The following is a 24,226-nucleotide window of genomic DNA, read 5'->3' as shown; positions in this document are numbered from 1 at the left end:
GAAGAAGTTCAGCTATCCCACCTCGATTAAACATCTTGACATACGTAGAGACAGACTGGCGACAAATGCCCAGTACTTCTGCAGCTTTTACCGTAGAAAAACCTTCAAGAATCAGCCGAACAGCCGTCACACGCTGCCGAAAAAAAAGCATCAAAAATCACACGCTCTTCCTTTCGTAACGCTTCACTCGTAAATCCGTGAGTGTTTGTAATCAGTGATTTTTTCATAACATAATCCGCTCCTTATCATTGTGATGATAGGAGCCAGTATTGCCAAATAACCGTTTGTTAAACCCTTAATCGGTAGCTATATAACATCACCTGTCCTTCCGTTCTTTTGTTCTTTTACATTTTTATGGAGTAGGGTAGGTATCTATGATTACTTGTTTATTTTATCCTTCGCTGATTTTCTTGCTTCTTTTTCTGCTTGTGCAGCTTCCATCGTTTGGTTATCCATTCAAAATCTTTTTGTTGATAAAGAGAACGTTTGTTTTGAATAGAGTCACGCACTTCTTTCCAATGCCGTCCATACCGTTCCGCACACCGTTGCCATACTTCACTTCTATCCTTAACTTCCGGGGGAGGGGGAACCATATCGGCAATAAAGGCCGAGCATGTTTTTCCGGCCAGTAGTCGTATCGCATTAATGGCTTGTCATTTTTCCTGAAGGTGTATAGAATCCCTTTGTATTGTCATACGGGAAAAAAGGGGGGAGCTAACCAGGAAAACTCACTAGTCTAGTTCGCCTTATAACCGGTGATATGTCTAGGGTATTCGTTGTCGTAATTATCTGATCTGCTGAATGGCACACGAAAAACCACTTTACCCGGTATTTGTTCCGTCCAATCTCCTTTCAACGGTACGGAAAACCTTATGGTTTGTTGTAGACCGAGCACTGATTTCCCGGCTGTATTCCGCCTTGGTTCCCGGCAGAAGAGATTTGCTAAGAGAAAGCATCGGAATTTGTCATGTGATTGGATACCATCTTTCCCGGAAAGAAGCTCTTCCCGGTACCCTAATGAACCCGATGAAAACGGGGAAGTAGGTGGGAATGCTATTAACAAACGAGTAGAGTATCTAGATGTTCGCTGTATCGATGATAATGGCAGTAACCATGACCATTAATATTGTGTTTGCCTACATGGTTCCGTTGGAGTATTTAATGTTATTTATCATGATATATCATATCATCTATACCCAAAAATAAAGCCCTTCTACCGTTTTGATAGGAGGGCATAGTTATGCTGCTGAGCTGTACAACTTTACATCTAGTTTATTACTAATGTTTTTGTTTTTGGAAATTGTTATAACAAAACAAAATGGTAATTTATGCATAAATAACAAAAAAGTAAAATGAACTATTTACATTATATATAAATTATTGTTAAAATAAGTAAATTAAGTAAATTATTTACTATAAATATACTTATTTTGCTACTTTTGGAATCGGGGGTATATATCCTATGAATATGAGAAGAAAATTATTAGTAGACATTGTGGCCACTACCCTACTCTATATTTTCTGTATAGTTTGGATGTATAGAATGGGTGTGTCTGCTAATACGTTTTGGTTCGCGGTTATCTTTGTAGGATCGGTAATCCTATTTAGGATTTATAACGGTTTCTTTAGTAAGAAAAATAGGAAGTAGGGTGGTTAAATCAAATTTAGAGACTAAATAGGGGAGAATATTATGAAAAAAGGAAAAGTATTACTTTCTACAGTTGCACTTGCTTTATCAGTAAGCGCATTAACTCCTTCAATCTCATTTGCATCCAACGAGACTAGTGCAGTGGAACAATCTGTTTCGGTAGCACAATCTGATATAACACTTGAACAGTTATTTTCAAGCTATCAAATCGCAGATCAAAAGCAAGAAGGAAAGATTCGTGAGATTGCTTATAAAAAGAACGATGAAATCCATAACGTTATTTTTAATGGCGAAGATGGAACAGTAAGAATTGATGGTAAAGTTCAACCCGATTTCAGTTTTGAATTTGATGAGGAAAAAGCAAGACAAAATGCTAGTACAAGCGGACAATCTACGCAATCAACAACATATGCCGCACCACCTATGAGTGGTTATACGTATGTTGATACATTATCTGGTCATACACAAGAAGCTAAAGATGCTGCTGCACTAGCAGCGTCACTAGCAACTCTTATTCCGGGCGTTGGAATTACGGCTAAAGCGGCAGCGGTTTTGACGTCATATGTAGTTACTAGCAGAATACCATCAGCTTATTACACATATGATTTATACGAAAAAGGTTTTATGACCACGAACTGGTATCAGTATTCGACAATACGTATGTATTACGATTACGCCCACAAGCAGCCGATGGGTCAATCTTGGACAACTAGTCCGCAACATATAGATTTACCTAATAGCTAAGAGGATAGTTTTTGTCACATTTTCTTAGCTAGATAAAATAGGAGGGTGTCCCAAAAGTGACTTTGGGGCCCCTTTTTTAAGCAGTCCGTGAAATGCTCGTTCTGAGCTTATCTTTTTTTCTCTAAAAAACCCGACTAAAACGCCAGATAGATAGTCTGCTGCCATACAAATAGCAAGGGCAACTACTAAACGGTCAAATCCTCCAAGTAAAAAGGCAGCGCTCGCTGCGCCGCCCCCAACTACAAAAGTATAAAATGTATCTGTTTCCTGTCTCATCTACATCCTCCTCATCCCCTTTCCGGGGAAAAAATAAAAACGCCTCTTCCTTTATTGGAAAAGACGTTTGTTATGTTGTTGTTTGCTGTTCGACTGTATAACCATATTCGTTCTGTAAAACTGCAATTGTAGCTTCTTTTTTGCACGCTGGCACTTGTTCAATCGTCATTTTTCCGTAGTAAATTCGATAAGCGTAAATGTATTCCATATTATACTGTCCCTCCATTTTTCAAAGCTTCTATTTGTGCATATAAATCTGCCATTCCTGCCATAAGCGTGTTCATCACTTGGGTTTGTTGTGCATACATTTCGGCAATACCTGCTATTATCGCGTCAGTTGCAGCTTCTTGAGGCTCGGGCTTCCTCATTTCCGGCTCATCCGTTTTTGAGGGTATTCTCTCAGCTAAAAAACTTTCCCATTCTGCTTGTGTTAATTCACTTTCGAATCTTTCTAACTCTTCGTTAGTAGATACAACCGCTGTTTCTCCATCATAAACAATACGGTTGATCTTCATAAAACTTACATCTGGTTTCCCCTCAATCAATGCTATTCTGTAATATCGCATAGATTGACCTCCTTTATGCCTGCTCGTAAACAATTATAGCTTCTTCAAAGCTAATACTGCCTGTAATGAGATACTTTATTTCGATTCGATTATTCCACGGTAAATGCAGGAGTATATTAGGATGGAAAGTACCACTAGCATATGAAAAGCTTTCAAGGCCTCCATGTAGTCCACCATAATGATGAAATGCATAACCGCCGCCACCACCTGTGTCATATCCAGCTGCTATAGTTAAGATTTCCGGTGTTGAGAAACCAATCGCATTCGGATAGTTGCTATCTCCTGATAGCTTAACATGAGAAATTAAATAACCATCCACCCATATTTGAAAATCGATACGGTCTGAGCTTTTAAATGATGATAAAAGGAATCTAAACGTTTGTAATTTCCCTTTTGTACCAACTCCAGAATCAAATAGCCATTGCCAAACCCCTGCCGTATCTGCCGGGTTAACATGTAACCTTTTTGTTGTTGGCCATTTTGCAACTGATGTATCCAGTACATTGCGGATATCGACAACTTTAGATTGCAGAGAGCCATTTCTATTTGCTAAATCAGTTATATTACCTAAATGATACTTTAAATCAGCTACTTTTGTTTCTAGTGTGTCCACGTAATCATTAATTTGTTTTAAGTAGGCAAACAATGTAGTGTTACCAGCAGCATCCGTATTCTTGCCGGTTCTTTTTAATTGCTCAAGTACCTGACTAAGCGTTACTGCATCCATTAAACCACGCTCCTTGTTACTGATTGTAAATTGCCGCTTTCATCATAATTAAGCGTCTGTGTAATCGTCTTACCCCCGACTGTTTCCACGACTTGTGTTAGCTTTCCGCTAGAATAAGTAAGATCAGTAGTTTTTACGACAGTTGTTCCATCTTTTTCTTCTACTTTTGTTAAGTCTCCATTTGTGTAAGTTAAAAAGACAGACCGCGTATCTGTCTGCTGGATAATTGATTTAGAAAAAGTAACATCTTGATTTGTAGAGCCAGCCTGTAAATATCGAGCATCTGCCGTATCCTGATTAATTGACCCTTCTTGCATATTAGCAAGCTTTTGTTTATCCGCATCTGTATAGTCATTAGTAGAAAGACCCTTGCCTTCTTCCTTCAGTACAACTTTTTCATCGATCTTACGCCAGTTTTCATTGAGCATGGTTTCGATGTTAAACGTGTGATTTCCGTCTGTAACAGGGTCTTTCATATAAAGACCAAGATTAGGTGTGTTACTAGCCAATGATTTCACCCCCTGCAAATTTATCTAAAGTTAACGTCTCCATCTCATTCAATGTCAGTACGTTGTGTATCTCCCTGATAAGTAAATATCTGAATTTGTACGTTATCCCTAAGTGTGCTGGTATTAATTCACGTAATGTTTTCTTGATGTCATCCAAGTTCTTTGGTACACCGATTTTTCCGATAAACGTGACGATGATTGCGAAGTTTTGATAATCCTCTTCAACATCTACTTCTCCACCAAGCCAAGCAGAGGCAACGTTCTTAATAGTGGCTACTGTTACCGTCTCAGAGAATCGCATTTTCGCAATTACCAGTTCCCGACGCTCCTGCAGCGGCTTATTCTCGTCAATAGGGATGCCGAAGATTTTCTCCCAGTTCGCAATGCCCCAGGTGGCCGTCTCGGGGTCAAACTGCGCAAACACATCCTGACGCTTTGCTGCAATCCGATCTAGCTCGATAGCCTCAGCATTCTTGATTTCATTCGTCAATGGATCTTTATGATATCGAGGTGGCATTCGAGCAAGCATTTGCTCTTTTCTACTCATAGAAGTTCACCGTCCCAAGCACCGCAACTGAACCATCCGGAATCTCGATATTTGCCGTACCACTGTTAATAGTCAGGTCAGAATAATCGATAACATCCGGAATGTCACCTAGAATGTTAGCGATGCGCGTCCAGCGCACCAACGGGTCCTTAAAAGAAAGTTGTTTAAGGTAATCGGCTGCCGCCGGAATAAACTGTTGCTTGATTGTATCCACATCAGAGTACGAGGTCGGCACAACTTTCGCAGAAATATCAATCGCAACCTCTGTCACGCCGACTACCGTAATAATTGGACCGGCTGGCTTCACTGTTTCGATGTACTGCGCTACATCATCGATAATATTTTGTGCTGGTGCCTTCCCATTCTCATCAAGCAGAACGACTTTCACGCTGTTATTCCCATCCCATACCGGATACACCTTCGCGTCTGCCACTCCTACCCTCGACATGGCCCACTGCCGGTAGTGTGCAGCATTACCGGAAATACCCGGATTTCTTGCCTTCTCAAGCGTCCGTTTTAGCAGCGATTCTTTTGATTCTTCATCCACTCCGTTTGTGAATGCTGTATGCTCAATACTAGTAATGCCTTCGATTCGCTCCGCTAATTGGAGTGAGTTTGCAGGTATATTCCCGACTACTCCTCCGACAGAGCATTTAACAAGAATATCAACCTGGCCGTCTGTTATCGTTCCATCTTCTAGCGAAACGAACTCAAGGACATCATCTTCAATGAATTGAAGAACAGTACCAGCAGGGATGAGTACGCCGTCCGCGCCTTTGAATGTTACGAGATTCTGTGACTCTACCGCTGGCTTCCAGTCTACACCGACTCTTCTTGCCCATAATTTCATGTAGAGAAGATCCATCGATGCATTGAGGAAGCCGTTATAATACATGTTTTGTGTTGCAATCTGCTCTTTTTGTATGTCGATTGCAGTTGCTCTTGTAACATCAAATGGGATATTTCCTTCTGTCTTGTCGTATCGATCGTTGATATTGCTCAGCATCCGATTGTGAATATCGTCAATCTCTTCGACTTCAAAATCCGGAATCAACACCAAATCATCCATTTCCACCGAGCGGCACCCCCATTTCAAACGATTGACCGTCCACCAAATTCACACGGAAATAGACTGTCAATTTGTCCTCATCTTTCTCAAACTTCCATTCTGATAAAAAAGCCACCCTGGGATGCCGGGTGGCTGAAGCTTCGATATTCTCCTGTAGTTGTACGCGCATATCATCAGTCAGTACCCGACCAATACAAAACTCCGTCAGTGTGCCGTATTCATATTCCGGGGTATCCGGATAATTCGCATAGATCTCGTATTGATACTTCTCAGTTCGTAAGATATGAATAATCCACATCTTTACAGCCTCAATATCCGTCAGTTCAACCAGGCGTCCATTCCGAATGACAAACTCTCCTTTTTCGTAGTCGAACAGGAATCCGACTCCTAAATCAATGTCCAATTGCTGCTCCTGCTCGACCTCTTGCAAAAAATCATCCGGATTCGGCATTTCAGGTATCATTCAAGTCTCACCGCCTTATCGAGTACATAATATAGTTGCTGGTCCTGTGCTGGCAAAAGAATGACCTCATCACCAGGTCTAAGTTCGTCAACAAACTCAATTTCTGATTCAGATATTGAAAACTGACCATTTGAGACGGAAATATCATGTGCATGTTTATATGCGCCGCTTAACTCTTGCGATGTCGCACCCTCATCTTTGCTAAGTGAAAGTGATGTCGTAGATGACTTTATGTTTATAGTTCGCTTATGCCGCAATACATCACGCCCAAAGATTAACTGGCTTTTGTCCAGCACAATCGCCTCGCCCAGCTTAATTTCAATGTCTGGAAACGGCTTGGAGACTATACCAATTTGAACACCAATGAAAACTGGATTATCCCGCTGCCGTAGCTGTCCAGCCATCCATGTAGCGAACCGTTCAGGTGTCATTCCTTGCATATTTTCACCTCTCTCAATACCGCTTGAGTGTAATGTTCATCTTGTGAATACCGTTCGCCAATGTATGATTTGTGCTTGTAATGATAAACTGACCGATGATGCCTGTCTTCGGCTCATTCACCTGTAGCACCCGACCGGAACGCACATAATCGTGACCGAGCAAATCAAAACTTGATTCTTCATTCACTCGATTCAACTCCCGTAACGCCGACAGCGCTTGACGCTTTGCATCAGCAAGCGTGTTTCCGTCAAAAGAAATTGTCTCTTGCAGCAAGCCGTATTTTCCAATACTTCCGGTGTCAGCAATATGCGTATATACCTGGTCGTCCTTCGTGATAACAATGCTGTTTCGAAGCTCTGTAATGGATACCCGGCGCTGTGGATTGCTGATGAATTCAAGTAAGTCAAACTTGCCACTGCCGGTGAATAATTCAAGCGATGTGTTAATCAAAAAAGCGTACTGCCGGTCAATTAGCAGCTTTCCATTTTCCATCTGAAAACGATAGTCCTCGCCAATTTCTCGCTTTGCCTGGTAGAGAATGTCGCGCAGGATCTCGCTGTACGTCTGTTCGTTGTATATTTTCTTAATTTTTGTCTTCATGTCGGCGATGTGCTGTGTCGGTATCTTAAACGGTGCCAGCAATTCCTTGATGCACGCTGTCGCCGTCTTATTACCGCGAAACTGCACCGTCGTTTTACTTTTGTTCAAATAAAAAAGAGGATCGTAGCAAGTTACGGTCCTCGTCTTTTCGGTATATGTGATTTCGAAAATATAGCCCATAAAGATGATTTTACCGTTGTTGGTCATCGTGACGATGTCGCCTACCCGCATGTCAAAGCGCGGCATGTACGGCGTGCTGGCCGTAGATGGAAGAACGAAGTCCAGCTTCTGGCCGAGTTCTTCGAGCGAATCTGACCAGGTTATCTGCCCGACAATTGGTGTGAGTTCAGTTCGTTTGCCGTTGTTCGTCAAGAATAGCTGATGCGGCACGCCGATCACCTCTTCTTCCAATCAATGTGGACATGGTCATAATGCCCTTTCGTTCGCCAGAGCACGTAATATCCATTCGCACGCCCCCATGCCGCCAGCTCGTCCAGCTTTTTCGAGTTACCCACAACGTCATAGGCTTCATTTGTCAGATGTGCCGAATTCTTCGCGCCTCCCACTTCAGCATTATGCCGCGCCGACCGACCGGCCGAGCTGATACGTAAACCGAGTTTCTTCACTTTGTCGCGCACAGCTTTTGCCTGGGGCGAGTCATACCCTTTGCCTGGTCTTGATTTGTTTGAAGATGCTTTGCTTTTGCTGTCATCTTTTGGTGGAGGCACATACTTTTCAAATTTAGGGACGGTTGGTTTCACGCGCCCGGTGGCTTTCTGCACCTTCAACTGCGGAAACACGAACTCGGTCATTTCTAACGTATAATAGATGTCTCTGCTACCGTCTTTTACTTTTGGGGTGAAAGAATCAATTGTTACAGCCATGTTGATGTCGTAGTACGGAACCCGCAATCGAATTGGAACCCGGCGCTCAATCCAGCGCTTCAACTCTTCTACGTGCTTTCGGGCGGCTTGCCCGGTACCTCCCCATGCTTCAAAGCCAGCCAAACCAGTTTTATCAAACGAATATGGATTGTCTGGAAAAAAGGCTGTCAATGTAATTTTGCGAAGTGTTCGCGTACCAATCAGCCGTATCTCTCCGTTCACCGTCTGAAAAGTCTCGTTTGCCATTGTCGCCTGTGGGATTTCCAGTTCACTCGGCAGGACCGGAAGCTGCATGGTCTTCTCACCGTTATTGATAGACAAGAATATTGAAATCGGATTCTCCAATGTTTCACCTCCAAACTAAAAGAGGATAGCAGTCATGCTATCCCTTCAAAATCTCACTTTATACCAACAGCTTGTTTAACTTCTTTTAGACCTTTCTTAATAGGTTCCATCTCTTCTTTGAAGTTCTTAAAATTTTGATCTATAAAACGCAATTCTTGTTGATCCTTGCTCTCTAAATACGTAGCTAAATGTCCTGCTACCTTAGCCTTTTGGAAGTACGCATATGCGGTCCTATCTTTAATATCGTTTAATTTTTCTTTGATATCAGAAGGCAAGGTGTCGTCGACCTTTGTAGCATACATTTTATCTGTAATACGACTCATGTCTTTTTTTAAGTTTTTTAGGCGATTAACAGCTTCTTCTTTGCTGATCTTTTGGTTTTTAATATTGTCAGCTATAACAGAGAACTCGGTAGCCGTCTCATCCGCTTGTTTCACAGCCTTCATCAACTCTTGTTCAAAAGCTAAAACTTGCGCTTGATGCTTTTTGTTATCTTCACCACAACCTATCAAAAATAAAAAAATACTCAAAACAACAAATGCTATTTTTCTTCTAGTATTTTTCATATTCCCCCTCCTTTTTACCACATTTTATCATATATTCTGCATCGCTGATTGAAAACGTGTCATGAAGCGCTGGAACTCGCTGTCTCCACCTGCAACAGCATGGTAATGAACAACAACGCTCGCTTGTTTTGTCGTTGTAGTCGTATTTGACACATTGTTTGTTGTTACAATGCCACGCGAGTATTCCCTGTTTTCTTCTGCTGTCAGAATACGTTCTCCTTTATGGATTACAGCTATCCCATCCTCCGGAACATAATCAAGACCTTTTGAGAACCAACCGAGAAAAGGTAAGTCCCCACTATCTTTGCTCTCTGATGATTTTTCTTCCCCTCCACCACTTATCCAATCAGGCAACTTAAATTCTGGAAGCTTAAAATTTTCAATTGATTTTTTGAAGTTCTCCCATTTCTCGGATATTTTTTCAATCAACTTTATAATCGGATCAAGGAACTTTTTAGCTTTCTTCTTAGCATTATCCCATGCGTCCACAATGGATGTTTTTATCTTTTCGAAAGTAGTTGATGTATTAGTTTTAAGTTTATCCCACGCATCGGTGATCTTCTTCCATAACTCAGCAGTCTTTTCTTTGATTTTGTCCCAGTTTTCATAGACAGCGAATCCTACTGCAACGACTGCGGAAATTATTAGCCCCCAAGGCCCTGCCAATCGACCGATCCATGGGCCTAGATTTTTGATATAACCACCAATGTTCTTCAATGAAGACATGATTTTTCCTAATCCGCCAGCACCTACAAAAGCACCAATTGCCGGTAGGGCTGCGCCAACCATTTCGCCTAATCCGCTAACGATTCCATTTGTGCCACTATCAATATCGCCTATAACTTCTTTCCATTTTGTTTTCAGTTTATTTAGAAAGCCTTCGTTTCTTTGCTCAAGCGGTTGAATTTTTTCTCCAAGTTGATCATATCCATTTAACATTTTTTCAAGTATAGGGAGCATCGCTTCGCCTTGTTCCTCGAAAAGAGTTGCCATTAAACCGGCTCCTATTTCAGCTTTTGCTGTTTCATCATCCAAATTTGTAAGAGTGCTAAGAATTTCACTAATGGCTTTTTCCCCGTCTTTGCCACCTTTAACTATTGCTTCGCGCCATGCTTCTGATTTTTTGGTTAACTCATCATATTCTTTTAGTGCTTTACGATCTATTCCGAATTTCTCCATTTCTTTTTGTGCCTGCTTCGCGGCTTTTCCGCCTTCTTTAAGCGCTTTTTCCCAATCACCTGATTTATCATGGAGTTTTTCTATCATTTCGGAGTCAAATCCTTTTTTCGTTTGTATACTCCACAAATAATCAAGTGCATTCATAACACCTTTATCGCCTTTTTTGATGTTTGCAATGAGTTCATTAGAAATCGCGTCACCAAGACGATCCATGACATGGTGCCCTTTTTGTCCACCTTCTATCATTGCTCCCAAGAAGTTATTTCCTGATATACCTGCTTTTGCAAAGTTTGTGCTATATTCGTCTATCTGATCAAGCATTTCGTTGAACATCTCAACCGGCATCTTTTGTCTTGCTTCAATCAACATATTCAGTGCTTGCTGCGGACCATTAATATCCGCAAACTTATCATCCAATGCACGTACTGCTGAATTTAACTCAGTTAGATTATCAACACCTGTTTTGTTTAAATTCGCTACATCCATAGCGTACTTTTTTGCCTCTTCACCTTGAAGATGAAAATATTCTTGTGTGACACGAACAACTTCAAAAACTTCCTCCTTCGTAGCACCTTGTATATTTGCCCAAACATCTTTAGTTATATCAGTTAATTGTTTTGCCTGTGCTTCAGTCACATTAAGTGCCGCCTGAAACTCCCGATCCATCTGACCAAACGATATCAGGTCTTGTCCTAACGTATCGCCGATGTTAAAACCAACTAAGCCATTTAATGTATCTCGTAACGAGCGAGCTTGCTGTTCTGCTTCTTTTAGTTCTTGCTTCGCTTGTGAAGCGTCAACTTTTGGATCGGCGATATCTTGAATTGTATTACTCACTTGGTCGGCTGTATCTTCTAATTTCCTCATCTCATTACGTGCACTTGCTGTCTCTATACTATCAAGAGAATCGGCTGCTATATTAATGTAATCAATAGCATCGCTAGCGTTGTCTGCTCCTTTAGTTAGTTCTTGTAAAGCTCGAACGATATTACGCAAAGGGCTTGTTAAATTATCACGTAATGTTAATTGTGTATTTATCACGAAGTCAGCCATCTATAATAACCCCACTTTAATCATGCGCTTTCTTTCTTCTATCATACTCGCCATGAGCAGTTCCTTCTCAAAGTAGGATAGAGCATCAATTTCAGCTATCTTCCATCCTTTTTGAATATAATGATGATAAAGGAGGAACACTTCGTCCTCCTGAATTAGTTTTTTATTTCATCCACCAATCGCACTGATTCTCCTCTTTTCCTTCCAGCCAAATTCATCATGATTGCACAAATTTCCACAACCTCACTTGGATCAAATAATTCTTGCACAACAGCATCCGGCTTTGTTTTACATCCCACGGCTTCAATCAATTCTGGGTCTTTCAAGTTTGGCTCAACTACATTGCGCAACACAATTTTCTCCGTTATTTTTTTCAACACTTCAGGATCGCGTGTTCGTGAAAATTGATATACAAGCACTTCGTCGTACTCTTGTAAATCATCTCTGCTCGGTGTTTTAATTACGATTTCTCCATCCAGCGACGGAACGTACACGGTCGCCGTCTTTTCCTGTAATGTGCCTTGTTTCTTCGCAATGATATCCTGAATTTTTACTGTTGCCATATCAATCACTCCATTTCATAGCTTATGAATAAGAGAAAGCAGGCGCGATGCCTGCTTGTATTACTCTTCCCATTCTACTTGCGACGGACGGAACAGGAAGTCAAGTTTATCTGTCATAAGTTTTTTAGGTTCAAAAGTCAACAAATCCAAATCACCGTCAATTTTGCACTCGGAAATAATGACAGTTTGTTGTAAGCCGGTCTCTGGATTCTTCGCCTCCCCGATAATCGTAAATGTCGGGTCTTTTCGTTGCTTCAATTGCTCAATAAACCGCTTATAGACGAATCCATCTGTTTTCAATACTTCAATATTTCCTTTACCGCTCCAACCGACTGCTTTAGAGAACTCGTCCCATTCACCTACGACATCGAAGTTCTCGCGTTTTACTGAAATTTTTGCCTCGAACTTCTGCACATAAAACATCTCTTCGCCATCAAAATAAGCCTTGGCATCCGAACCGACAAACACTTTTTCCTCTCTGCTACTCAATGTTTACACCTCCTTACAATCCGATTACAAACTTCAAATCTTCCATAGCGTCCAGTGCAGAAACGCTACCTGCTAGATACACATTACTGCCTGTGTTAGCCCGCAAAATCTGTCCCTCATTCATCTCGCTGGTATCCTTACCGATTGACTCTAAGTACAGCTTTTGAGCTGCCACATCAATGCGTGCCTTATTCTCAGCTTCACGTTCTAGGACATTCTCGATCACAAGCTGTTGGAAATAAGCGTTGATGGCTGTTACGAACATCAACTTGTTCTGGAAGCTGTTCGGGTACTTGCCGACGTATTCATCCTCAAACGTCATTCGGATATCTTCGAGAATCATATCCATGATCTCTACAAGCCGGATTTTACTGAACGACTTCGATTTCTCCGCTGTGAACGTGACAAGCGAGTTAACTGCCCGGCCAATTTTCACCTTCTTGCCATCGTTGACCAAGATCAGCTCACCATTATCAATCGCTTCGTCCGGATCGTCGATTTCGTCAATAGAAGCAACATCCGGGAATACGTAGTATGTTGCCGAGCGTGTAAATGGCAAGCCAGCGAATACAGATGCCAGGCGCACGCAGAACTCTTCTGTTGTCTTTTCGCTGCCGTCCTTCATCTTGATGCCGGTCGTTGTGAAGTTGATGATACCCTCATGATCGGGACCGGACGCATTCGGCACCACTGCTTTGAAGATTTTCTTTTTCAACGTGCGTTGCCCTTTGATGAAGGCGACAATATCGGAAACATCCGTAGTATCAGCCTCCGGCATCGCAAGATAGTTCCAGTACATGCCTTTCAGCACTGTCAGTGCATCGGATACAGGCGCTTCCGCTGTGATCGGCACCGCAATTACCTTGGATGGCGTACCGTAGAATGCCTCCTTAATGTGCTTGATATTGGTCGCGCTGAAATCGGCATCTTTCACTTCTTCAATGCCCTTATATATTTTCATTTGCGTGGCTGCATCACGCAGAATAAGAGCCACAATACCACGCGCAGAACGTGTAATCGCACTGGCTGCCAGTGTCTTAAAAAGAATCTCAATTTTAGGCAGTCCCACGATTATCCCTCCTTCTCCAAATTAATGTGTAACTCGCCCATCATGTCGTACTGCGTAAAGTAGTCGTCCTGGAATACTAGACTGTATGCACTCACATCAAACGAGAAATGCAGCGCGTCACCTATCGTTTGAGTTGTCTTGTCGAAGATGCTCAGCACACGATTTCCGACCGGGAAATTCAGCTTGAAAGCATCGTTCAGGTCATCCGTCATGTTCCGATATTCTTCGTTGGTGTGCTTTTCCGTCATGTATACGATCTTGACTGTTACACGCTGATAACGTCGGTGTTCCGTTTCGTTCGAGTCGACGATAGGTAAAAGGTACACAAAAAAAGCAGGAAACTTCATCCCCTGCTTAACTTCTTCCCCGTATCGATTTTTCACCGCTGGGAAGTCGTTTTTCAGTTTTAAGAGAACAGCGTCAAACAACTCTGATAGCCTCATACACGCCCCTCCACGATGTCCTGTAGCCATTGTTTGATGTCCTGGTCTATCCACTCTTCCATTTGCTTCAGTGGAATCTCAAACATGTGGAAGCCCTGTACAAAGCCGACATACTCGCCAGCCTTATTCTTAATCCGGTGGCCGTATTCGATATGAGGCGCATAGTGAACGTTACTGCCTATAACCACTACAAACTCATCGCCTACTCGCTTAACTCCGTCAACCCTGATACTATCCCGCAGGGTACCACCTTTGCGTGTTGGTGTATTCTCGGCAACCGGTGTCAAACGCTTCACATCGGCCAGGTACCGATAAGCCAACTCCGTCAGCTTACGCTCGACCTTATCCGGCATTTCTCTTATGACACGCTGCAAAAGCATGCGCTCAAAGATATCCAGTCCTTCCAATTCAAAGCCCATCAAGCCTTCTCCTTTCGCGTCACAGGGATTTCCCAGTGCGAAGGGTAGTATATGGGTTCCCCGGCTGTAAAAGTCCGCTGTAGGCCGTTTTCTAGCGTCACAGTAAGCGTATCTCCGGCACGTACATCCACTTCTGGCCGACAGAAAATCAGACTGTCATATAAAATCTCGTTTGCTCCATCCGTCTGATTCGCATTCCTTGCCACACTCACAGACAGCCTACAAGGCACCGCCACGGCTTTCTGACGCTCTTCGTTGACTGTTTCCCCATTCGGCTTCTCGTACTCCACCCAGCCCCATATGTCCATGCTGTGGGTGTATCGAGTTGCTAAGATATCTGCTGGAGTCATCGAAAGCGCACCACCCGGAAACGATTCAGCAATCGGGTCATGTCGCCTGTTATAAGACTGTATCCGGGCAATTTCTGTTCACCATAGGTGATAGTAGTATTACCCTCGGTAATGCTCTTCACAGGGGCATTCTGTGCGTCTGGCGCTGTGTTCTTCTTGTACAGCATGACAACATGGTCAATCAGTGCCGATTCAAGACCAGGAGGAAACTCTGTCCGGTTCGTGTAGGCCAGCATTTCCTGTTCAGTGGCCGAAATCCAGTAGTTCAGTTTAGCGTCGTATGTTGTGTCTTCCTCCGGAATGTCAGCCAGCATCTTTACGGTGGCCAATCTGTCCATTTCCTTCCCTCCTCAAATGAGAAGAGAGCGCCCGTTGCGCTCCCTATTTCTCCCCATCTTCTTTTTTCTTCCTTGTCTTACGCACTATTTCTTCTGCTTCTTTCTTCGAAAGAGTTAAATCACCTTCATGTAATTCCGCCGTATATTCATCAGGCAGCTTTTGAGCCTCTTGCTCGGCCTTTAAACGGCGCATCCGGTTAAAAGCAGCCATTCCCATGCACATTCACCCCTTACGCAAGTTTGTGCTTGAATTGCACTACTCGGATTTTCTTTGGATCGTACACACGATTCCAGTTTGCAGCCAGTGCGATTTCACTATCAGAAGGAGAAGATCCCGCCATTGTGTTTTTCGTGAAAGCTACACCACGAATATGCAGGATGAACGTCTTACGGTTGATGAGATAATCATCACCAACCAAGCTGTCACGGTCTGTTTCTGTCGGCACAAATCGTACCGGACTACCATTTCCTAACGCAATTGCACCCTCACCGAAAATGTAAGACGTGTATATGCCGTTCTCAACCGGGCAGGCATCATCCACAATGACACGCTTACCCATGTATGTTTTGACACTCGGAGAACCGTCAGCTGGTTGTACGTTCTGAATCAGGTTCTGTTTGGCAAGTGAAGCTTCTGTTGCAGAGTGCATGACTATGGCCGTCAGCTTTTCCTTCGCATCGCCGAGCTTTTGTACCGCATCAATGAACGTTGTTCCGGTAAAGTTCGCTGCATCTCCGGTTTGCGCGGAAATGTCGTGTACGTTATTTTCCATGCTTGGAGAGGAGAATACGCCTTTCAGCATCAACATTGTAATGCGCTGCATTTCACGCGACCAATAAGATGCTACCAAATCACCGATGGCTTTTGCCGGGTCACTGCCAGCTAATGCACCAGCAAGGTCATTGGATGCCCACGCACGACCACGTCGGAAGATAACAGCCTCGTCTTGGCCGGATGTGATTTTACCCGGCACTAACGGGTTTGTGTCAGAAAGCACCTCGGAAACACCGTCTAAATCGTTCCAGAATGGCAAGTGAATCGTTTGAGTTGCTTGGCTTGCCAGCGAATCAAACTCTGGACTCGTAGCAACAATACCGGACTGATAAAGTGCCGACAGTTGAGTTGTGCGATTAACAACATACGGATTAAAAACCTCTGGAATAATTACGTCTGCAATACGTGTAGTCATGTACATCTACCTCCTAATTAGCTGATTCCTGTAATTGTTTTGCGAGCTCAGGGTTTTCTCGCAAGAGTCTCCCTTGCTCAGTCAGGTTGAACGTCTCTTTCTTCCATGGATTCACAACCGTTTGTTTGGATTCTGTTGTTGTAACCGGCGTGCGCCCACTCAATCCTGGCGACTCAAATAAATAAGGTTTAGATTCACGCAATCCTTTCAGCGCTTCATCTAAACCTTTGACGGTACCATCTTCATTCAGTTCAAGGCCTTCCCTGTTTACGAACGCTAGCACGTCTGCCGGGTCCTTCGCATCTTTCGCAGCCAGTTTAATAGCTGTGTCGATCTGCGACTGTTTGTACTTTGATTCCCACTCTTCATTTTGCTTCTGAAGATCAGCAATCGTCTGTTCAAGCTTTTCGTTGCCTTTCACAGCCTTTTTCAGTTGCTCAACCTGTTCGTCACGCTCTTTGATTTGGCTCTGTAACTGCTTAATCTCCTCGTTTTTTTCGTTGAGACGAGAACGAGGAACATAATCTTTCTTGTCGTTGTCTATAGCAGCTAACACCTCATCAACCGTGATTTCGCCTTTTGCTAGTTTCTCAAGTAACTCTTTCATAATTACCTCCTATACGTTTTTAACGTGGAACGCCCACGTAGGTATTCGCCCAGTTTTATGCCGTATGGCAGGGCAGAATTGTTTGTTACTGAACTGCATTATGCTGAATGCAAAATTTCTCTCCGCATTTCTTGCAAGACTTTATTGCGACAAACTCTGAGCGCTCCATCTCTATCAAATCGCCTCCACACTCTTCACAATACTTTTCTGGGATTTCCCGTAGTTTTGCAGCTACATCTTGCAATCCAGCAGCAATAACTTCGAGTTGGTGGACTAAGTGCCCTGTTTTCATTCCGACTACAACATCGAATTGTCCTTTTTTAGACATTGCTATCAACTCCTTTTAGGCAATAAAAAAGCACTCATCTGAGCGCTACTTTTTCCCTAAATTTAATATCAAATTGTACTTTTCTTCGGTTATTTTTCTTACTTGTTTTTCGTTTAAATACATTTCATCTTCTGCTCTTATGTCATCATTAGGCTCATAGTTGCAACACGCTTCGGATATATCACCAACTGCATCAACAATTTCTTCAGGAACATCATCATGTTTCCAATCATAAACCAATGAAGGGAAATCATACGAAAATGATTCAATGTCTATTTCGTTATTCAAATATTTCTGGATTAGCTTTTTCATTTCCTCATTCATCTATCTCCCTCCATTCTTTCTTAGGATTCGGCCTTGTTACGATACTTACAATTTCATTCGTATCATTCGCTCTAACAACAGCAATTCCATCTTTGAAGAAGACTGTTTTATCCCCTTCTTCTTGGAAGTATTTTTTCCCGTTTTTCAATACATCTAAGACGTCTTCCTTGGTAAAACTTCTCTTATCTTTACCCTTCTTCTGTCCAAGCACCCTATTAAGCGCATGTTCTTTAAAAATATGACCATGTTCTTTAAAATAGTCAAAAGTATCATAAAGCTTTTTTGTGTATTCTTTTGAGTATCGAGATGGGTCTGCTAACTTTAAGGTATTGCCATCTATAACCTTATTATACCATTCCTTATAATCCATCGTTGCAGGAACTTTAATGGCATTTCCCTTCGCATCCCTAGCAAGTCGCTCACTTACCTTGCTGCCAGTTACAACCGGTACTGTCGTACTTCTACAGTGAGGATGCAACGGCGGATAATTTACGCCCACTACAGCATCCGAAAGCTTGTACCTCTTGCCATCCTGCTGCTGGCATACCTTTGAAGTCTTGCGATCCAGCGTTGCTAAAAACTCATACTCCTCTATGAAACCTGTGTTTTCGTATGCCTTCATGGTCGCCTGATTTACCACATACGAGCTTTCTGTGCGTACAAGGCGTACTGCATTGGCATAGCTGGCTTCCATGCGCTCAGCAACGGCCTTTGAGGTCTGCCGAATGTCCTTGGCTTGGATAAAGTGCTGTACCAACTCTTCTTCCAACACCTGTGTCAGACGTTGCCTGTCCTTCCATATACGCTCGGAATAGTTGGCTCCTGACCATGGCATTGTCAGAATCATTTGGATTGCCTGCGTGTCCAAAACGGCCACTGTAGTAGCCATTCCGATTCCTTGTTGTACAGCAAACGTTGTCTGATAGTACGTTTCGGCTGCACTCTCAATGAAATGTTCCTCAAGCACTTCCTCCTGCTCTTGTTTCAGTTCGGCAAGCTGCACGTTAATCTGCATGAGCAGTTGTTCCAGGCGTGTGATACGCGAACGTGCTGACAGAGTGTTCAGTTCGAGTAGCAGGAGTTGGTCCCCTGTCTTTTCGATGCGCTCCACAAATTCTTCGATGTTCATACGCCACTGGCGAAACTCGTCTCTATTGAGATACACAATCGCCTGCTGATACGTCATGCCGTTTTCGCTGGCATACCGAGCAACAAAAGCTTCGATTTGCTTGATAATCTCACGCTGCGCCTTTTGGTACGCCTTAGCTATTTTCTTTTCGACTTCGGCTGTGCGCGTCATATCGGCTTCGGTGATTTCTTCCATGCGCTTAGCCCAGTATTCAGGCGATGGCAGGGTTACTTTCTCTTCGCTCATGCTGAACCAGCTCCTGTACCTCCACTCTGATCATTAGGAAGCGGGTATGGGTCCTGCATCTGCGTCATCTTCTCTTCTCGCTCTTCTTTCTTGCGCTTTTCTTCCTCTTCCGGATTTGTAACCCACGGATGATTAGCAAGAATCGTCCTTTCAGAAATGATGCCAGTGCTGTTTTGGGCAATCTGAGAGGCTTCCAGATCATTCATCAGAATGTTTTTGTTGAACGTAAACTTGATATCCTTGTAATTGAATTGCCCCTCACCCTTTATGCTTAAATATTCAGCTACAAACCATATCACCCACTCAAGCCCTTTGCGGAATTTACGTTCAAGCATACTAGCCTTCAAATCTAATAGTGAGAACAGGAATTTTAAAGCAACCCCAGAAGGAGCACTGCCGAATTTGTCTGTCGAAACGTCCACACCCTGACCAAAGGTAAAGATACTCTCTCTCAGACGGTCTAGGTGGCTATTTACGGACTGAATAGGCAACTCGGCACTCAATGTATCCACGCCTGCTCCCGGGTCTGCATCAAGGCTTATAGCCTTGTAATAACGTAGATTCTCCATGAACTCGGAAAGTGACTGTCCTTCGTATCCTTTCAGCACATAAATCAGCGCCTGCAACTCTTCTAGGTTGTTTGAGTTGTCGCTTACTCGACGATCATAATCGTCGATGAGCTCCTTATAAAACGTAAGGTCCGATACCTTGAATTGATTGTTGGCGAATTCGATAAACGGAACCTCGCCCCATCCATAGCCCACATCACCATAAGTAAAGTGCGGCGCAGGGTTTACAGGTTCGGTGGTATCAGGTTCATAGTCACCTGTGCCAATCGCGATGTAATACGTTACATCCTGTTTCGTCCACCATTCAGCCCGAATCGCATCCTGACCATTCACAGACATCGGATAATAGCGAATGACAGCCTCCAAGTTCTTCTGCTTGCTCGTATCATAGATCGGGATTACCTGCTCGGCAGGAACGACAATCATGTCAAAATTGCCTTCCTCGTCAATATACGGATGTAGCCATTCCAAACCTTTGTTGGAAGCGCCAAGCCCAAGCTCAACCATGTAATCGTGGAAGTCCTCTGTCAGCACCTCATTAACCTTCTTCACAAAGCTATCTGGTCCGGTGAACGTCACTGGCTTACCAACGATGTATGATACCTTTTGATCTACGAGCAACTTGTGCCAACCGTGCGGAATCTTGTTATTCGGTTTCGTCTGATCCTCTACCTTTTGACCGTCACGCCAGAAATAGTGTTTGCGGCTTTTAATGTCGTTCTCGTTGAAGTAATATCGAACACCCTTCATCATCTCGATGGTGTTATGCGAACTAATTAGGTCTTTCAGTATTTTTGCGTTTGTATTCGTTGTTTCAGCAGCCATTTTTGCGCTGATCTGTTGCTCAAATGTCGGGATATTCGGGTACATAAATCTTCACCTCCTTACGTCAGTACGCCGATGCCGTTCCGTCTTAGCGGCTCTGTGCCATATCGGGTAGCATCGATTGTGTGGTTGTCCTTATCCTCCAGCCGTGGTTTCTGGTTACCGTCTGCATCAACTTGATAGTCAATATTCTCAAACTCTTTCGCTACGTTCGGCGTGCGTTTGGGATCGATCACGATCTCTTCCAAGTCATCCAACCACTTCTCACCAAACTCCACGCTTCCCGGTCCTTTCTTTGCGCCTTTAATGCGTATACCGTAGCTTTTGAGCTCGGATATACTCTTCGGCTCTGCACTGTCAGCTATCGTCATAACATCGTGATACTGTTTTTTAAGTATCCATTCCGCAGCTTCCCGATTGCTAATCTTAGGGCCATAATGTTCATCTAAAAAATAAAGCTTTCGGCGCGTCTTATCGTAATGCATACGCACGAAAGCATATGGATCTGGCCCATATCCCCAGTCAATGCCCTGGTAGATGTTATCAAATGTCCTTAACTCTTTATCCGGTATTTCTCTGAATACAAGATTCGTAAATGGCACAACACCACTCCCTATGGCTTTTCCAAGGTATTCCCATTCGTATTTTTGCGGTTTCTTCCGCTTGACCTCTTCTGCCTCTTCAATGAATGCCTTTGAAACGTATGGATTGTCCAAATAGGTTGAATGATGAACATAAACGTTGTCAGGGAGAAAATGACTTTCAAACTTCTTATTCACCCAGTTTTGTTTTCTTTTTGGTGGGTTGTACGAATAATAGATTTTATATTTCAGTCCATTCGGCAACTCTGCACGGACAACAGAATTGACGATAGTAGAGACTTCATCTTCTGTCTTGAATTCCGCTAATTCTTCTACCCATAGGCGAGCAATAGGGAACTTCGATGATTTTATGGACTTAATCTTTTCTGGCTTATCCGCCCCACGAAAGATAATGTAATTCCCGCGTGGAATATAAGTGATTTTTAACGGGCTATATTTGACCTGGAACAAATGAGAAACGCCTACATGCTCAATCGCCCACAATAGTTGTTCAAATACGCTCTCCTGCAACGTATTTCCGACTTTACGAATACATAGCGCGTTGATCGGATAGCGTATGATGTCATAAATAAGGTCAATGCTAATATGCGTTGATTTAGAAGAGTTCCGGCCACCCTTCAAAACGTAGTAAAGATGCTCGTTTTTTCTTGATGCTCTCCAAAAGCCATAAAAGGCTGGCAGGAGTTTTTCCGACATCTTAATCTTCATCGTCATCCCTTATATCGTCGATGAACTGTATATTCAAATCAGCATTGACGCTCACATTATCTTTGAACATGCCCAAATGCTTCCCAAGCAACTCCAAGGCTTTTAGCTTGTCATTTAACTTGATTTCTTTCTTAACGCCACCTTTAGGTAATACGGTTTCTGTTATTGACTGGATAACAGAACCATCAACCTCATCACTATCTTTCAAGGCAATACTCTCTTTATCCCACTCTACATAATCCTTAAGGTCAGCAAAAGCGATCTTGGCTAATTGCTCGACAATGCGATCTTGGGAAACACTCGTCCGTTTTGAGCGTTCAGCCATAGCCTTTGCAATTGCTTCTGAAACTGAAGTTTTCTGAAGGAGTTGATATCCTTGTTGTTCAGCTGTCTTAACACTGTATCCAGCACGTATGGCCGCTTGTGTCGCGTTTAAATCAATAAGATATTCTTCAACAAAACGTCGTTGTTTCGCATTTAACTTTGCCATCTACATCACCACCCACCTCCGTTTTAGGGTAAAAGAAAAAGCCGCTCGATGAGCGACTATTCTTCTACCATCTCATATAGATATCTTTCTTGCAGGGATATTTCTCTCCTTTCACACGCATAAAAAACACGTATAAATTTTATATTTTTCTATTTACACGCATAAATAATGCGTGTTATAATAATATTAGAAAGGAGGTAACGAAATTGGGCAAACAAATCACAGTAAGAAAAGTCCTGCAAGCCCTGAAAGATGAAGGGTTCATAAAATCCCCGAATCACAAAGGTAAAGGAAGTCACCAGAGATACATACATAAAGACGACCCTACAAGATATGCTGATATCAGCTATCATCATAGCGGTCAAGTGATTCCAAAAGGAACACTTAGAAGCATAGAAAGGACTTCAGGGGTTAAATTCTAACCCCTGACTCCCCTCCAATTTCGTTATCTCCAATAAATGAAGGAGCGTGATTTAAATGGCTTATAAGAATCATTACATTTACCCAGTTGTTGTAGAAAAAGCAGAAGATGGCGGACTGGGCATGTATTTTCCTGATCTTCCTGGAACAGCAATTCTTGCGCCAGATTTAATCAACGGAATCAAACAAGCAAAAGAAATGCTGGCCAATCTCATACTAGATATGGAAGAGCAAGGGCTTGAAGTTCCTAAGCCATCGAATCCTGAAGATATCGAGCTATTAGATGCAAGCGATCGTGTTGTATTTATTGAAATTTATATGCCGCCCTATCGAGATGAAGCAGCAAATAAAGCAGTAACAAAAAACTGCACCTTACCGAAGTGGTTGCGAGATGCCGGCGAAGAAGCTGGGTTAAACTTTTCGCAACTCCTTCAAACATCCATCAAAGAAGCTTTAGGGATTAGCGACGAAAAGCGGCCTTAATTGGTCGCTTTTTTTCTTCGCAATATTCTTCCGAATAATAAAAGACCGCCCCTCCCCTGGAACGGCCTTCGCTTATCTTTCCTGCGTCCAGCATACCACACCACGCTTTTCATCTGCAAAAAACGTCAAGAGTGTAAACTAATGTCTAAAATGTAAAGCAAAAAGCCCGCCGCTATGCCGACAGGCTTCCTCGTATCTCATCTTCATACATAATCCACGCTAGATTTCGAATCATTGACCGTCTAATTTTATCGACTGTCTGACGACTCACATCTAACTGCTGCGCGATTTCATACATCTTCTCACCGTCCATCATCCCTTCTGCCACTGCACGCTCTCTTTCGTCCTGTAACGATGCCACAGCAGCTTCTAACTTCTTCACCTTTCGCTCATATCGCTTCATGCGTTCCCAGTTCCGTAAAAGCTTCTGTGCTTCCCTATACGTCACGTCTGAATTAACCCCTTGGGCTTTCGGAAGGATTGATTCAATACCATATTGCGCCGTACCAGCATGAATAATATTCTCCCATACCTCTCGCGGATACTGCTTCTCATACTCATCACATTTTTGTAGCGTTTGAATCTTCTCTGCCATCCAGCGATAGTCACGTAAGTCCTGCTCCACACGCTGCACAGCCTCCAATGCTGGTTCCAAGTCGAGAAAAGCTAATTGTCCATCATGCTCCTTCAACTGTGCCGCCTGGTACTCATCCCACTGGGGGCAACTCTGCACCTTTCCGATGTGCATGTCATGAATGCGGCACATACTTGTTTTCCCCCATTGTGAACCCGGACACTTCGCGCAGACATTCTCCAAAAAATGTTGATGATTCATGACCCATTCCCCCTGCTCATGGTAAAATATTCTTGTAGGCAAGAACAGGGAAGCCCCTCGCCGGTTGGCAGACCGACAAGGGGTGTTTTTTATTTCTGATTAGCGACCGCTATTCTCAATCGACGATTCGCTTCGCTAAACTTATCAACCAGCTTTTGAAGCTCTTCATTGTCCTTCCGCAA

The 24,226-nt window shown here is 43.1% G+C and carries 35 protein-coding genes; 3 read left to right on the top strand and 32 right to left on the bottom strand.

What is annotated here, in order from left to right:
- The coding region (locus BLR88_RS16700; protein WP_139185014.1) for a helix-turn-helix domain-containing protein at positions 1 to 151 on the bottom strand (151 nt) is incomplete at its 3' end.
- 235 nt (positions 152 to 386) lie between these two features.
- A complete protein-coding gene (locus BLR88_RS16695) occupies positions 387 to 593 on the bottom strand; it encodes a hypothetical protein (RefSeq protein ID WP_139185013.1) in 207 nt (68 codons plus the stop codon).
- Between the two features lie 1,097 nt (positions 594 to 1,690).
- On the opposite strand from BLR88_RS16695, the gene BLR88_RS16680 reads away from it, so the two are divergent.
- On the top strand, positions 1,691 to 2,392 hold the full coding sequence (locus tag BLR88_RS16680; protein WP_091261320.1) for a hypothetical protein: 702 nt from the start codon (positions 1,691 to 1,693) through the stop codon (positions 2,390 to 2,392).
- Between the two features lie 24 nt (positions 2,393 to 2,416).
- Here the strand turns inward: BLR88_RS16680 and BLR88_RS16675 are convergent, their stop codons facing one another.
- The 29 genes from BLR88_RS16675 to BLR88_RS16545 all read right to left on the bottom strand — a co-directional run bounded on the left by BLR88_RS16675 (position 2,417) and on the right by BLR88_RS16545 (position 22,306).
- Positions 2,417 to 2,668, bottom strand: a complete 252-nt coding sequence (locus BLR88_RS16675; RefSeq protein ID WP_091261318.1) for a phage holin family protein — start codon at positions 2,666 to 2,668, stop codon at positions 2,417 to 2,419.
- Between the two features lie 70 nt (positions 2,669 to 2,738).
- Positions 2,739 to 2,876 carry a hypothetical protein gene (locus BLR88_RS19735; RefSeq protein ID WP_156424016.1) on the bottom strand — a complete coding sequence of 46 codons (138 nt, stop codon included), beginning with the start codon at positions 2,874 to 2,876 and terminating at the stop codon, positions 2,739 to 2,741.
- Between the two features lies 1 nt (position 2,877).
- Positions 2,878 to 3,234, bottom strand: coding sequence for a hypothetical protein (locus BLR88_RS16670; protein WP_091261316.1), 357 nt, complete (start codon positions 3,232 to 3,234; stop codon positions 2,878 to 2,880).
- 13 nt (positions 3,235 to 3,247) lie between these two features.
- The gene (locus tag BLR88_RS16665; RefSeq protein WP_091261314.1) at positions 3,248 to 3,961 is read right to left on the bottom strand and encodes a hypothetical protein; all 714 of its coding nucleotides are present in this window, start codon (positions 3,959 to 3,961) and stop codon (positions 3,248 to 3,250) included.
- Positions 3,961 to 4,470 carry a hypothetical protein gene (locus BLR88_RS16660; RefSeq protein ID WP_057898674.1) on the bottom strand — a complete coding sequence of 170 codons (510 nt, stop codon included), beginning with the start codon at positions 4,468 to 4,470 and terminating at the stop codon, positions 3,961 to 3,963. Before BLR88_RS16660 ends, BLR88_RS16665 begins: the two co-directional genes overlap by 1 nt.
- The gene (locus tag BLR88_RS16655; protein ID WP_257721602.1) at positions 4,463 to 4,999 is read right to left on the bottom strand and encodes a YmfQ family protein; all 537 of its coding nucleotides are present in this window, start codon (positions 4,997 to 4,999) and stop codon (positions 4,463 to 4,465) included. Before BLR88_RS16655 ends, BLR88_RS16660 begins: the two co-directional genes overlap by 8 nt.
- 10 nt (positions 5,000 to 5,009) lie before the next feature.
- Positions 5,010 to 6,086 carry a baseplate J/gp47 family protein gene (locus BLR88_RS16650; protein WP_236782021.1) on the bottom strand — a complete coding sequence of 359 codons (1,077 nt, stop codon included), beginning with the start codon at positions 6,084 to 6,086 and terminating at the stop codon, positions 5,010 to 5,012.
- The gene (locus BLR88_RS16645; protein ID WP_057898671.1) at positions 6,079 to 6,549 is read right to left on the bottom strand and encodes a DUF2634 domain-containing protein; all 471 of its coding nucleotides are present in this window, start codon (positions 6,547 to 6,549) and stop codon (positions 6,079 to 6,081) included. The genes BLR88_RS16650 and BLR88_RS16645 overlap by 8 nt, the downstream gene beginning before the upstream one ends.
- On the bottom strand, positions 6,546 to 6,989 hold the full coding sequence (locus tag BLR88_RS16640; RefSeq protein WP_091261312.1) for a DUF2577 family protein: 444 nt from the start codon (positions 6,987 to 6,989) through the stop codon (positions 6,546 to 6,548). Before BLR88_RS16640 ends, BLR88_RS16645 begins: the two co-directional genes overlap by 4 nt.
- 13 nt (positions 6,990 to 7,002) lie before the next feature.
- Complete coding sequence (locus BLR88_RS16635) at positions 7,003 to 8,001, bottom strand: XkdQ/YqbQ family protein (RefSeq protein WP_139185012.1); 999 nt, start codon at positions 7,999 to 8,001, stop codon at positions 7,003 to 7,005.
- On the bottom strand, positions 7,986 to 8,819 hold the full coding sequence (locus tag BLR88_RS16630) for a D-Ala-D-Ala carboxypeptidase family metallohydrolase (protein ID WP_091261308.1): 834 nt from the start codon (positions 8,817 to 8,819) through the stop codon (positions 7,986 to 7,988). The genes BLR88_RS16635 and BLR88_RS16630 overlap by 16 nt, the downstream gene beginning before the upstream one ends.
- Before the next feature lie 53 nt (positions 8,820 to 8,872).
- Complete coding sequence (locus tag BLR88_RS16625; protein WP_091261306.1) at positions 8,873 to 9,385, bottom strand: hypothetical protein; 513 nt, start codon at positions 9,383 to 9,385, stop codon at positions 8,873 to 8,875.
- Between the two features lie 27 nt (positions 9,386 to 9,412).
- Positions 9,413 to 11,617, bottom strand: coding sequence for a phage tail tape measure protein (locus BLR88_RS16620; protein ID WP_057898666.1), 2,205 nt, complete (start codon positions 11,615 to 11,617; stop codon positions 9,413 to 9,415).
- Between the two features lie 155 nt (positions 11,618 to 11,772).
- Positions 11,773 to 12,180 carry a hypothetical protein gene (locus BLR88_RS16615; RefSeq protein ID WP_057898665.1) on the bottom strand — a complete coding sequence of 136 codons (408 nt, stop codon included), beginning with the start codon at positions 12,178 to 12,180 and terminating at the stop codon, positions 11,773 to 11,775.
- Positions 12,181 to 12,240: 60 nt separating this feature from the next.
- The gene (locus tag BLR88_RS16610; RefSeq protein ID WP_091261304.1) at positions 12,241 to 12,669 is read right to left on the bottom strand and encodes a phage tail tube protein; all 429 of its coding nucleotides are present in this window, start codon (positions 12,667 to 12,669) and stop codon (positions 12,241 to 12,243) included.
- 13 nt (positions 12,670 to 12,682) lie between these two features.
- A complete protein-coding gene (locus tag BLR88_RS16605; protein WP_091261302.1) occupies positions 12,683 to 13,738 on the bottom strand; it encodes a phage tail sheath C-terminal domain-containing protein in 1,056 nt (351 codons plus the stop codon).
- A gap of 2 nt (positions 13,739 to 13,740) precedes the next feature.
- The gene (locus BLR88_RS16600; RefSeq protein ID WP_091261300.1) at positions 13,741 to 14,181 is read right to left on the bottom strand and encodes a phage tail terminator family protein; all 441 of its coding nucleotides are present in this window, start codon (positions 14,179 to 14,181) and stop codon (positions 13,741 to 13,743) included.
- On the bottom strand, positions 14,178 to 14,600 hold the full coding sequence (locus BLR88_RS16595) for an HK97 gp10 family phage protein (RefSeq protein WP_091261299.1): 423 nt from the start codon (positions 14,598 to 14,600) through the stop codon (positions 14,178 to 14,180). The genes BLR88_RS16600 and BLR88_RS16595 overlap by 4 nt, the downstream gene beginning before the upstream one ends.
- Positions 14,600 to 14,950 carry a hypothetical protein gene (locus BLR88_RS16590; RefSeq protein WP_057898660.1) on the bottom strand — a complete coding sequence of 117 codons (351 nt, stop codon included), beginning with the start codon at positions 14,948 to 14,950 and terminating at the stop codon, positions 14,600 to 14,602. The genes BLR88_RS16595 and BLR88_RS16590 overlap by 1 nt, the downstream gene beginning before the upstream one ends.
- On the bottom strand, positions 14,947 to 15,288 hold the full coding sequence (locus BLR88_RS16585) for a head-tail connector protein (RefSeq protein ID WP_091261297.1): 342 nt from the start codon (positions 15,286 to 15,288) through the stop codon (positions 14,947 to 14,949). The genes BLR88_RS16590 and BLR88_RS16585 overlap by 4 nt, the downstream gene beginning before the upstream one ends.
- Positions 15,289 to 15,331: 43 nt before the next feature.
- On the bottom strand, positions 15,332 to 15,505 hold the full coding sequence (locus BLR88_RS19730; RefSeq protein WP_156424027.1) for a hypothetical protein: 174 nt from the start codon (positions 15,503 to 15,505) through the stop codon (positions 15,332 to 15,334).
- 13 nt (positions 15,506 to 15,518) lie between these two features.
- A complete protein-coding gene (locus BLR88_RS16580) occupies positions 15,519 to 16,478 on the bottom strand; it encodes a major capsid protein (protein WP_057898658.1) in 960 nt (319 codons plus the stop codon).
- Between the two features lie 13 nt (positions 16,479 to 16,491).
- A complete protein-coding gene (locus BLR88_RS16575) occupies positions 16,492 to 17,085 on the bottom strand; it encodes a phage scaffolding protein (protein ID WP_057898657.1) in 594 nt (197 codons plus the stop codon).
- 85 nt (positions 17,086 to 17,170) lie between these two features.
- Positions 17,171 to 17,413, bottom strand: coding sequence for a hypothetical protein (locus BLR88_RS16570; RefSeq protein WP_057898656.1), 243 nt, complete (start codon positions 17,411 to 17,413; stop codon positions 17,171 to 17,173).
- Between the two features lie 45 nt (positions 17,414 to 17,458).
- Positions 17,459 to 17,737, bottom strand: a complete 279-nt coding sequence (locus BLR88_RS16565) for a hypothetical protein (RefSeq protein ID WP_057898655.1) — start codon at positions 17,735 to 17,737, stop codon at positions 17,459 to 17,461.
- On the bottom strand, positions 17,730 to 19,112 hold the full coding sequence (locus BLR88_RS16560) for a minor capsid protein (RefSeq protein ID WP_057898654.1): 1,383 nt from the start codon (positions 19,110 to 19,112) through the stop codon (positions 17,730 to 17,732). Before BLR88_RS16560 ends, BLR88_RS16565 begins: the two co-directional genes overlap by 8 nt.
- Complete coding sequence (locus BLR88_RS16555) at positions 19,109 to 20,551, bottom strand: phage portal protein (RefSeq protein ID WP_057898653.1); 1,443 nt, start codon at positions 20,549 to 20,551, stop codon at positions 19,109 to 19,111. Before BLR88_RS16555 ends, BLR88_RS16560 begins: the two co-directional genes overlap by 4 nt.
- Positions 20,552 to 20,565: 14 nt before the next feature.
- Entirely contained in the window at positions 20,566 to 21,822 is a 1,257-nt protein-coding gene (locus BLR88_RS16550) for a PBSX family phage terminase large subunit (RefSeq protein WP_057898652.1), read from the bottom strand.
- A complete protein-coding gene (locus BLR88_RS16545) occupies positions 21,806 to 22,306 on the bottom strand; it encodes a terminase small subunit (protein WP_057898651.1) in 501 nt (166 codons plus the stop codon). Before BLR88_RS16545 ends, BLR88_RS16550 begins: the two co-directional genes overlap by 17 nt.
- A 206-nt stretch (positions 22,307 to 22,512) precedes the next feature.
- On the opposite strand from BLR88_RS16545, the gene BLR88_RS16540 reads away from it, so the two are divergent.
- Complete coding sequence (locus BLR88_RS16540; protein WP_091261295.1) at positions 22,513 to 22,728, top strand: type II toxin-antitoxin system HicA family toxin; 216 nt, start codon at positions 22,513 to 22,515, stop codon at positions 22,726 to 22,728.
- A 55-nt stretch (positions 22,729 to 22,783) separates the two neighbouring features.
- Positions 22,784 to 23,209, top strand: a complete 426-nt coding sequence (locus BLR88_RS16535) for a type II toxin-antitoxin system HicB family antitoxin (protein WP_091261294.1) — start codon at positions 22,784 to 22,786, stop codon at positions 23,207 to 23,209.
- 172 nt (positions 23,210 to 23,381) lie between these two features.
- Here BLR88_RS16535 and BLR88_RS16530 read toward each other — a convergent pair whose 3' ends face one another.
- The gene (locus BLR88_RS16530) at positions 23,382 to 24,044 is read right to left on the bottom strand and encodes a LuxR C-terminal-related transcriptional regulator (RefSeq protein ID WP_091261292.1); all 663 of its coding nucleotides are present in this window, start codon (positions 24,042 to 24,044) and stop codon (positions 23,382 to 23,384) included.
- Positions 24,045 to 24,226 lie beyond the last annotated feature (182 nt).

The sequence above is a fragment of the Aneurinibacillus thermoaerophilus genome (assembly GCF_900099925.1).
Taxonomy (GTDB): Bacteria; Bacillota; Bacilli; order Aneurinibacillales; family Aneurinibacillaceae; genus Aneurinibacillus; species Aneurinibacillus thermoaerophilus.
Note: the sequence above shows the minus strand (reverse complement) of the source record. Positions and strands in the feature narration are given on the sequence as shown.

Excerpts from the sequence above, each read along its gene's own strand:
- BLR88_RS16695 (WP_139185013.1), bottom strand. The coding sequence starts at position 593 with ATGGTTCCCCCTCCCCCGGAAGTTAAGGATAGAAGTGAAGTATGGCAA.
- BLR88_RS16680 (WP_091261320.1), top strand. The coding sequence starts at position 1,691 with ATGAAAAAAGGAAAAGTATTACTTTCTACAGTTGCACTTGCTTTATCA.
- BLR88_RS16675 (WP_091261318.1), bottom strand. The coding sequence starts at position 2,668 with ATGAGACAGGAAACAGATACATTTTATACTTTTGTAGTTGGGGGCGGC.
- BLR88_RS19735 (WP_156424016.1), bottom strand. The coding sequence starts at position 2,876 with ATGGAATACATTTACGCTTATCGAATTTACTACGGAAAAATGACGATT.
- BLR88_RS16670 (WP_091261316.1), bottom strand. The coding sequence starts at position 3,234 with ATGCGATATTACAGAATAGCATTGATTGAGGGGAAACCAGATGTAAGT.
- BLR88_RS16665 (WP_091261314.1), bottom strand. The coding sequence starts at position 3,961 with ATGGATGCAGTAACGCTTAGTCAGGTACTTGAGCAATTAAAAAGAACC.
- BLR88_RS16655 (WP_257721602.1), bottom strand. The coding sequence starts at position 4,999 with ATGCTTGCTCGAATGCCACCTCGATATCATAAAGATCCATTGACGAAT.
- BLR88_RS16650 (WP_236782021.1), bottom strand. The coding sequence starts at position 6,086 with ATGGATGATTTGGTGTTGATTCCGGATTTTGAAGTCGAAGAGATTGAC.
- BLR88_RS16645 (WP_057898671.1), bottom strand. The coding sequence starts at position 6,549 with ATGATACCTGAAATGCCGAATCCGGATGATTTTTTGCAAGAGGTCGAG.
- BLR88_RS16640 (WP_091261312.1), bottom strand. The coding sequence starts at position 6,989 with ATGCAAGGAATGACACCTGAACGGTTCGCTACATGGATGGCTGGACAG.
- BLR88_RS16625 (WP_091261306.1), bottom strand. The coding sequence starts at position 9,385 with ATGAAAAATACTAGAAGAAAAATAGCATTTGTTGTTTTGAGTATTTTT.
- BLR88_RS16620 (WP_057898666.1), bottom strand. The coding sequence starts at position 11,617 with ATGGCTGACTTCGTGATAAATACACAATTAACATTACGTGATAATTTA.
- BLR88_RS16615 (WP_057898665.1), bottom strand. The coding sequence starts at position 12,180 with ATGGCAACAGTAAAAATTCAGGATATCATTGCGAAGAAACAAGGCACA.
- BLR88_RS16600 (WP_091261300.1), bottom strand. The coding sequence starts at position 14,181 with ATGAGGCTATCAGAGTTGTTTGACGCTGTTCTCTTAAAACTGAAAAAC.
- BLR88_RS16595 (WP_091261299.1), bottom strand. The coding sequence starts at position 14,600 with ATGGGCTTTGAATTGGAAGGACTGGATATCTTTGAGCGCATGCTTTTG.
- BLR88_RS16590 (WP_057898660.1), bottom strand. The coding sequence starts at position 14,950 with ATGACTCCAGCAGATATCTTAGCAACTCGATACACCCACAGCATGGAC.
- BLR88_RS16585 (WP_091261297.1), bottom strand. The coding sequence starts at position 15,288 with ATGGACAGATTGGCCACCGTAAAGATGCTGGCTGACATTCCGGAGGAA.
- BLR88_RS19730 (WP_156424027.1), bottom strand. The coding sequence starts at position 15,505 with ATGGGAATGGCTGCTTTTAACCGGATGCGCCGTTTAAAGGCCGAGCAA.
- BLR88_RS16580 (WP_057898658.1), bottom strand. The coding sequence starts at position 16,478 with ATGACTACACGTATTGCAGACGTAATTATTCCAGAGGTTTTTAATCCG.
- BLR88_RS16575 (WP_057898657.1), bottom strand. The coding sequence starts at position 17,085 with ATGAAAGAGTTACTTGAGAAACTAGCAAAAGGCGAAATCACGGTTGAT.
- BLR88_RS16570 (WP_057898656.1), bottom strand. The coding sequence starts at position 17,413 with ATGTCTAAAAAAGGACAATTCGATGTTGTAGTCGGAATGAAAACAGGG.
- BLR88_RS16565 (WP_057898655.1), bottom strand. The coding sequence starts at position 17,737 with ATGAATGAGGAAATGAAAAAGCTAATCCAGAAATATTTGAATAACGAA.
- BLR88_RS16560 (WP_057898654.1), bottom strand. The coding sequence starts at position 19,112 with ATGAGCGAAGAGAAAGTAACCCTGCCATCGCCTGAATACTGGGCTAAG.
- BLR88_RS16555 (WP_057898653.1), bottom strand. The coding sequence starts at position 20,551 with ATGTACCCGAATATCCCGACATTTGAGCAACAGATCAGCGCAAAAATG.
- BLR88_RS16550 (WP_057898652.1), bottom strand. The coding sequence starts at position 21,822 with ATGACGATGAAGATTAAGATGTCGGAAAAACTCCTGCCAGCCTTTTAT.
- BLR88_RS16545 (WP_057898651.1), bottom strand. The coding sequence starts at position 22,306 with ATGGCAAAGTTAAATGCGAAACAACGACGTTTTGTTGAAGAATATCTT.
- BLR88_RS16535 (WP_091261294.1), top strand. The coding sequence starts at position 22,784 with ATGGCTTATAAGAATCATTACATTTACCCAGTTGTTGTAGAAAAAGCA.
- BLR88_RS16530 (WP_091261292.1), bottom strand. The coding sequence starts at position 24,044 with ATGAATCATCAACATTTTTTGGAGAATGTCTGCGCGAAGTGTCCGGGT.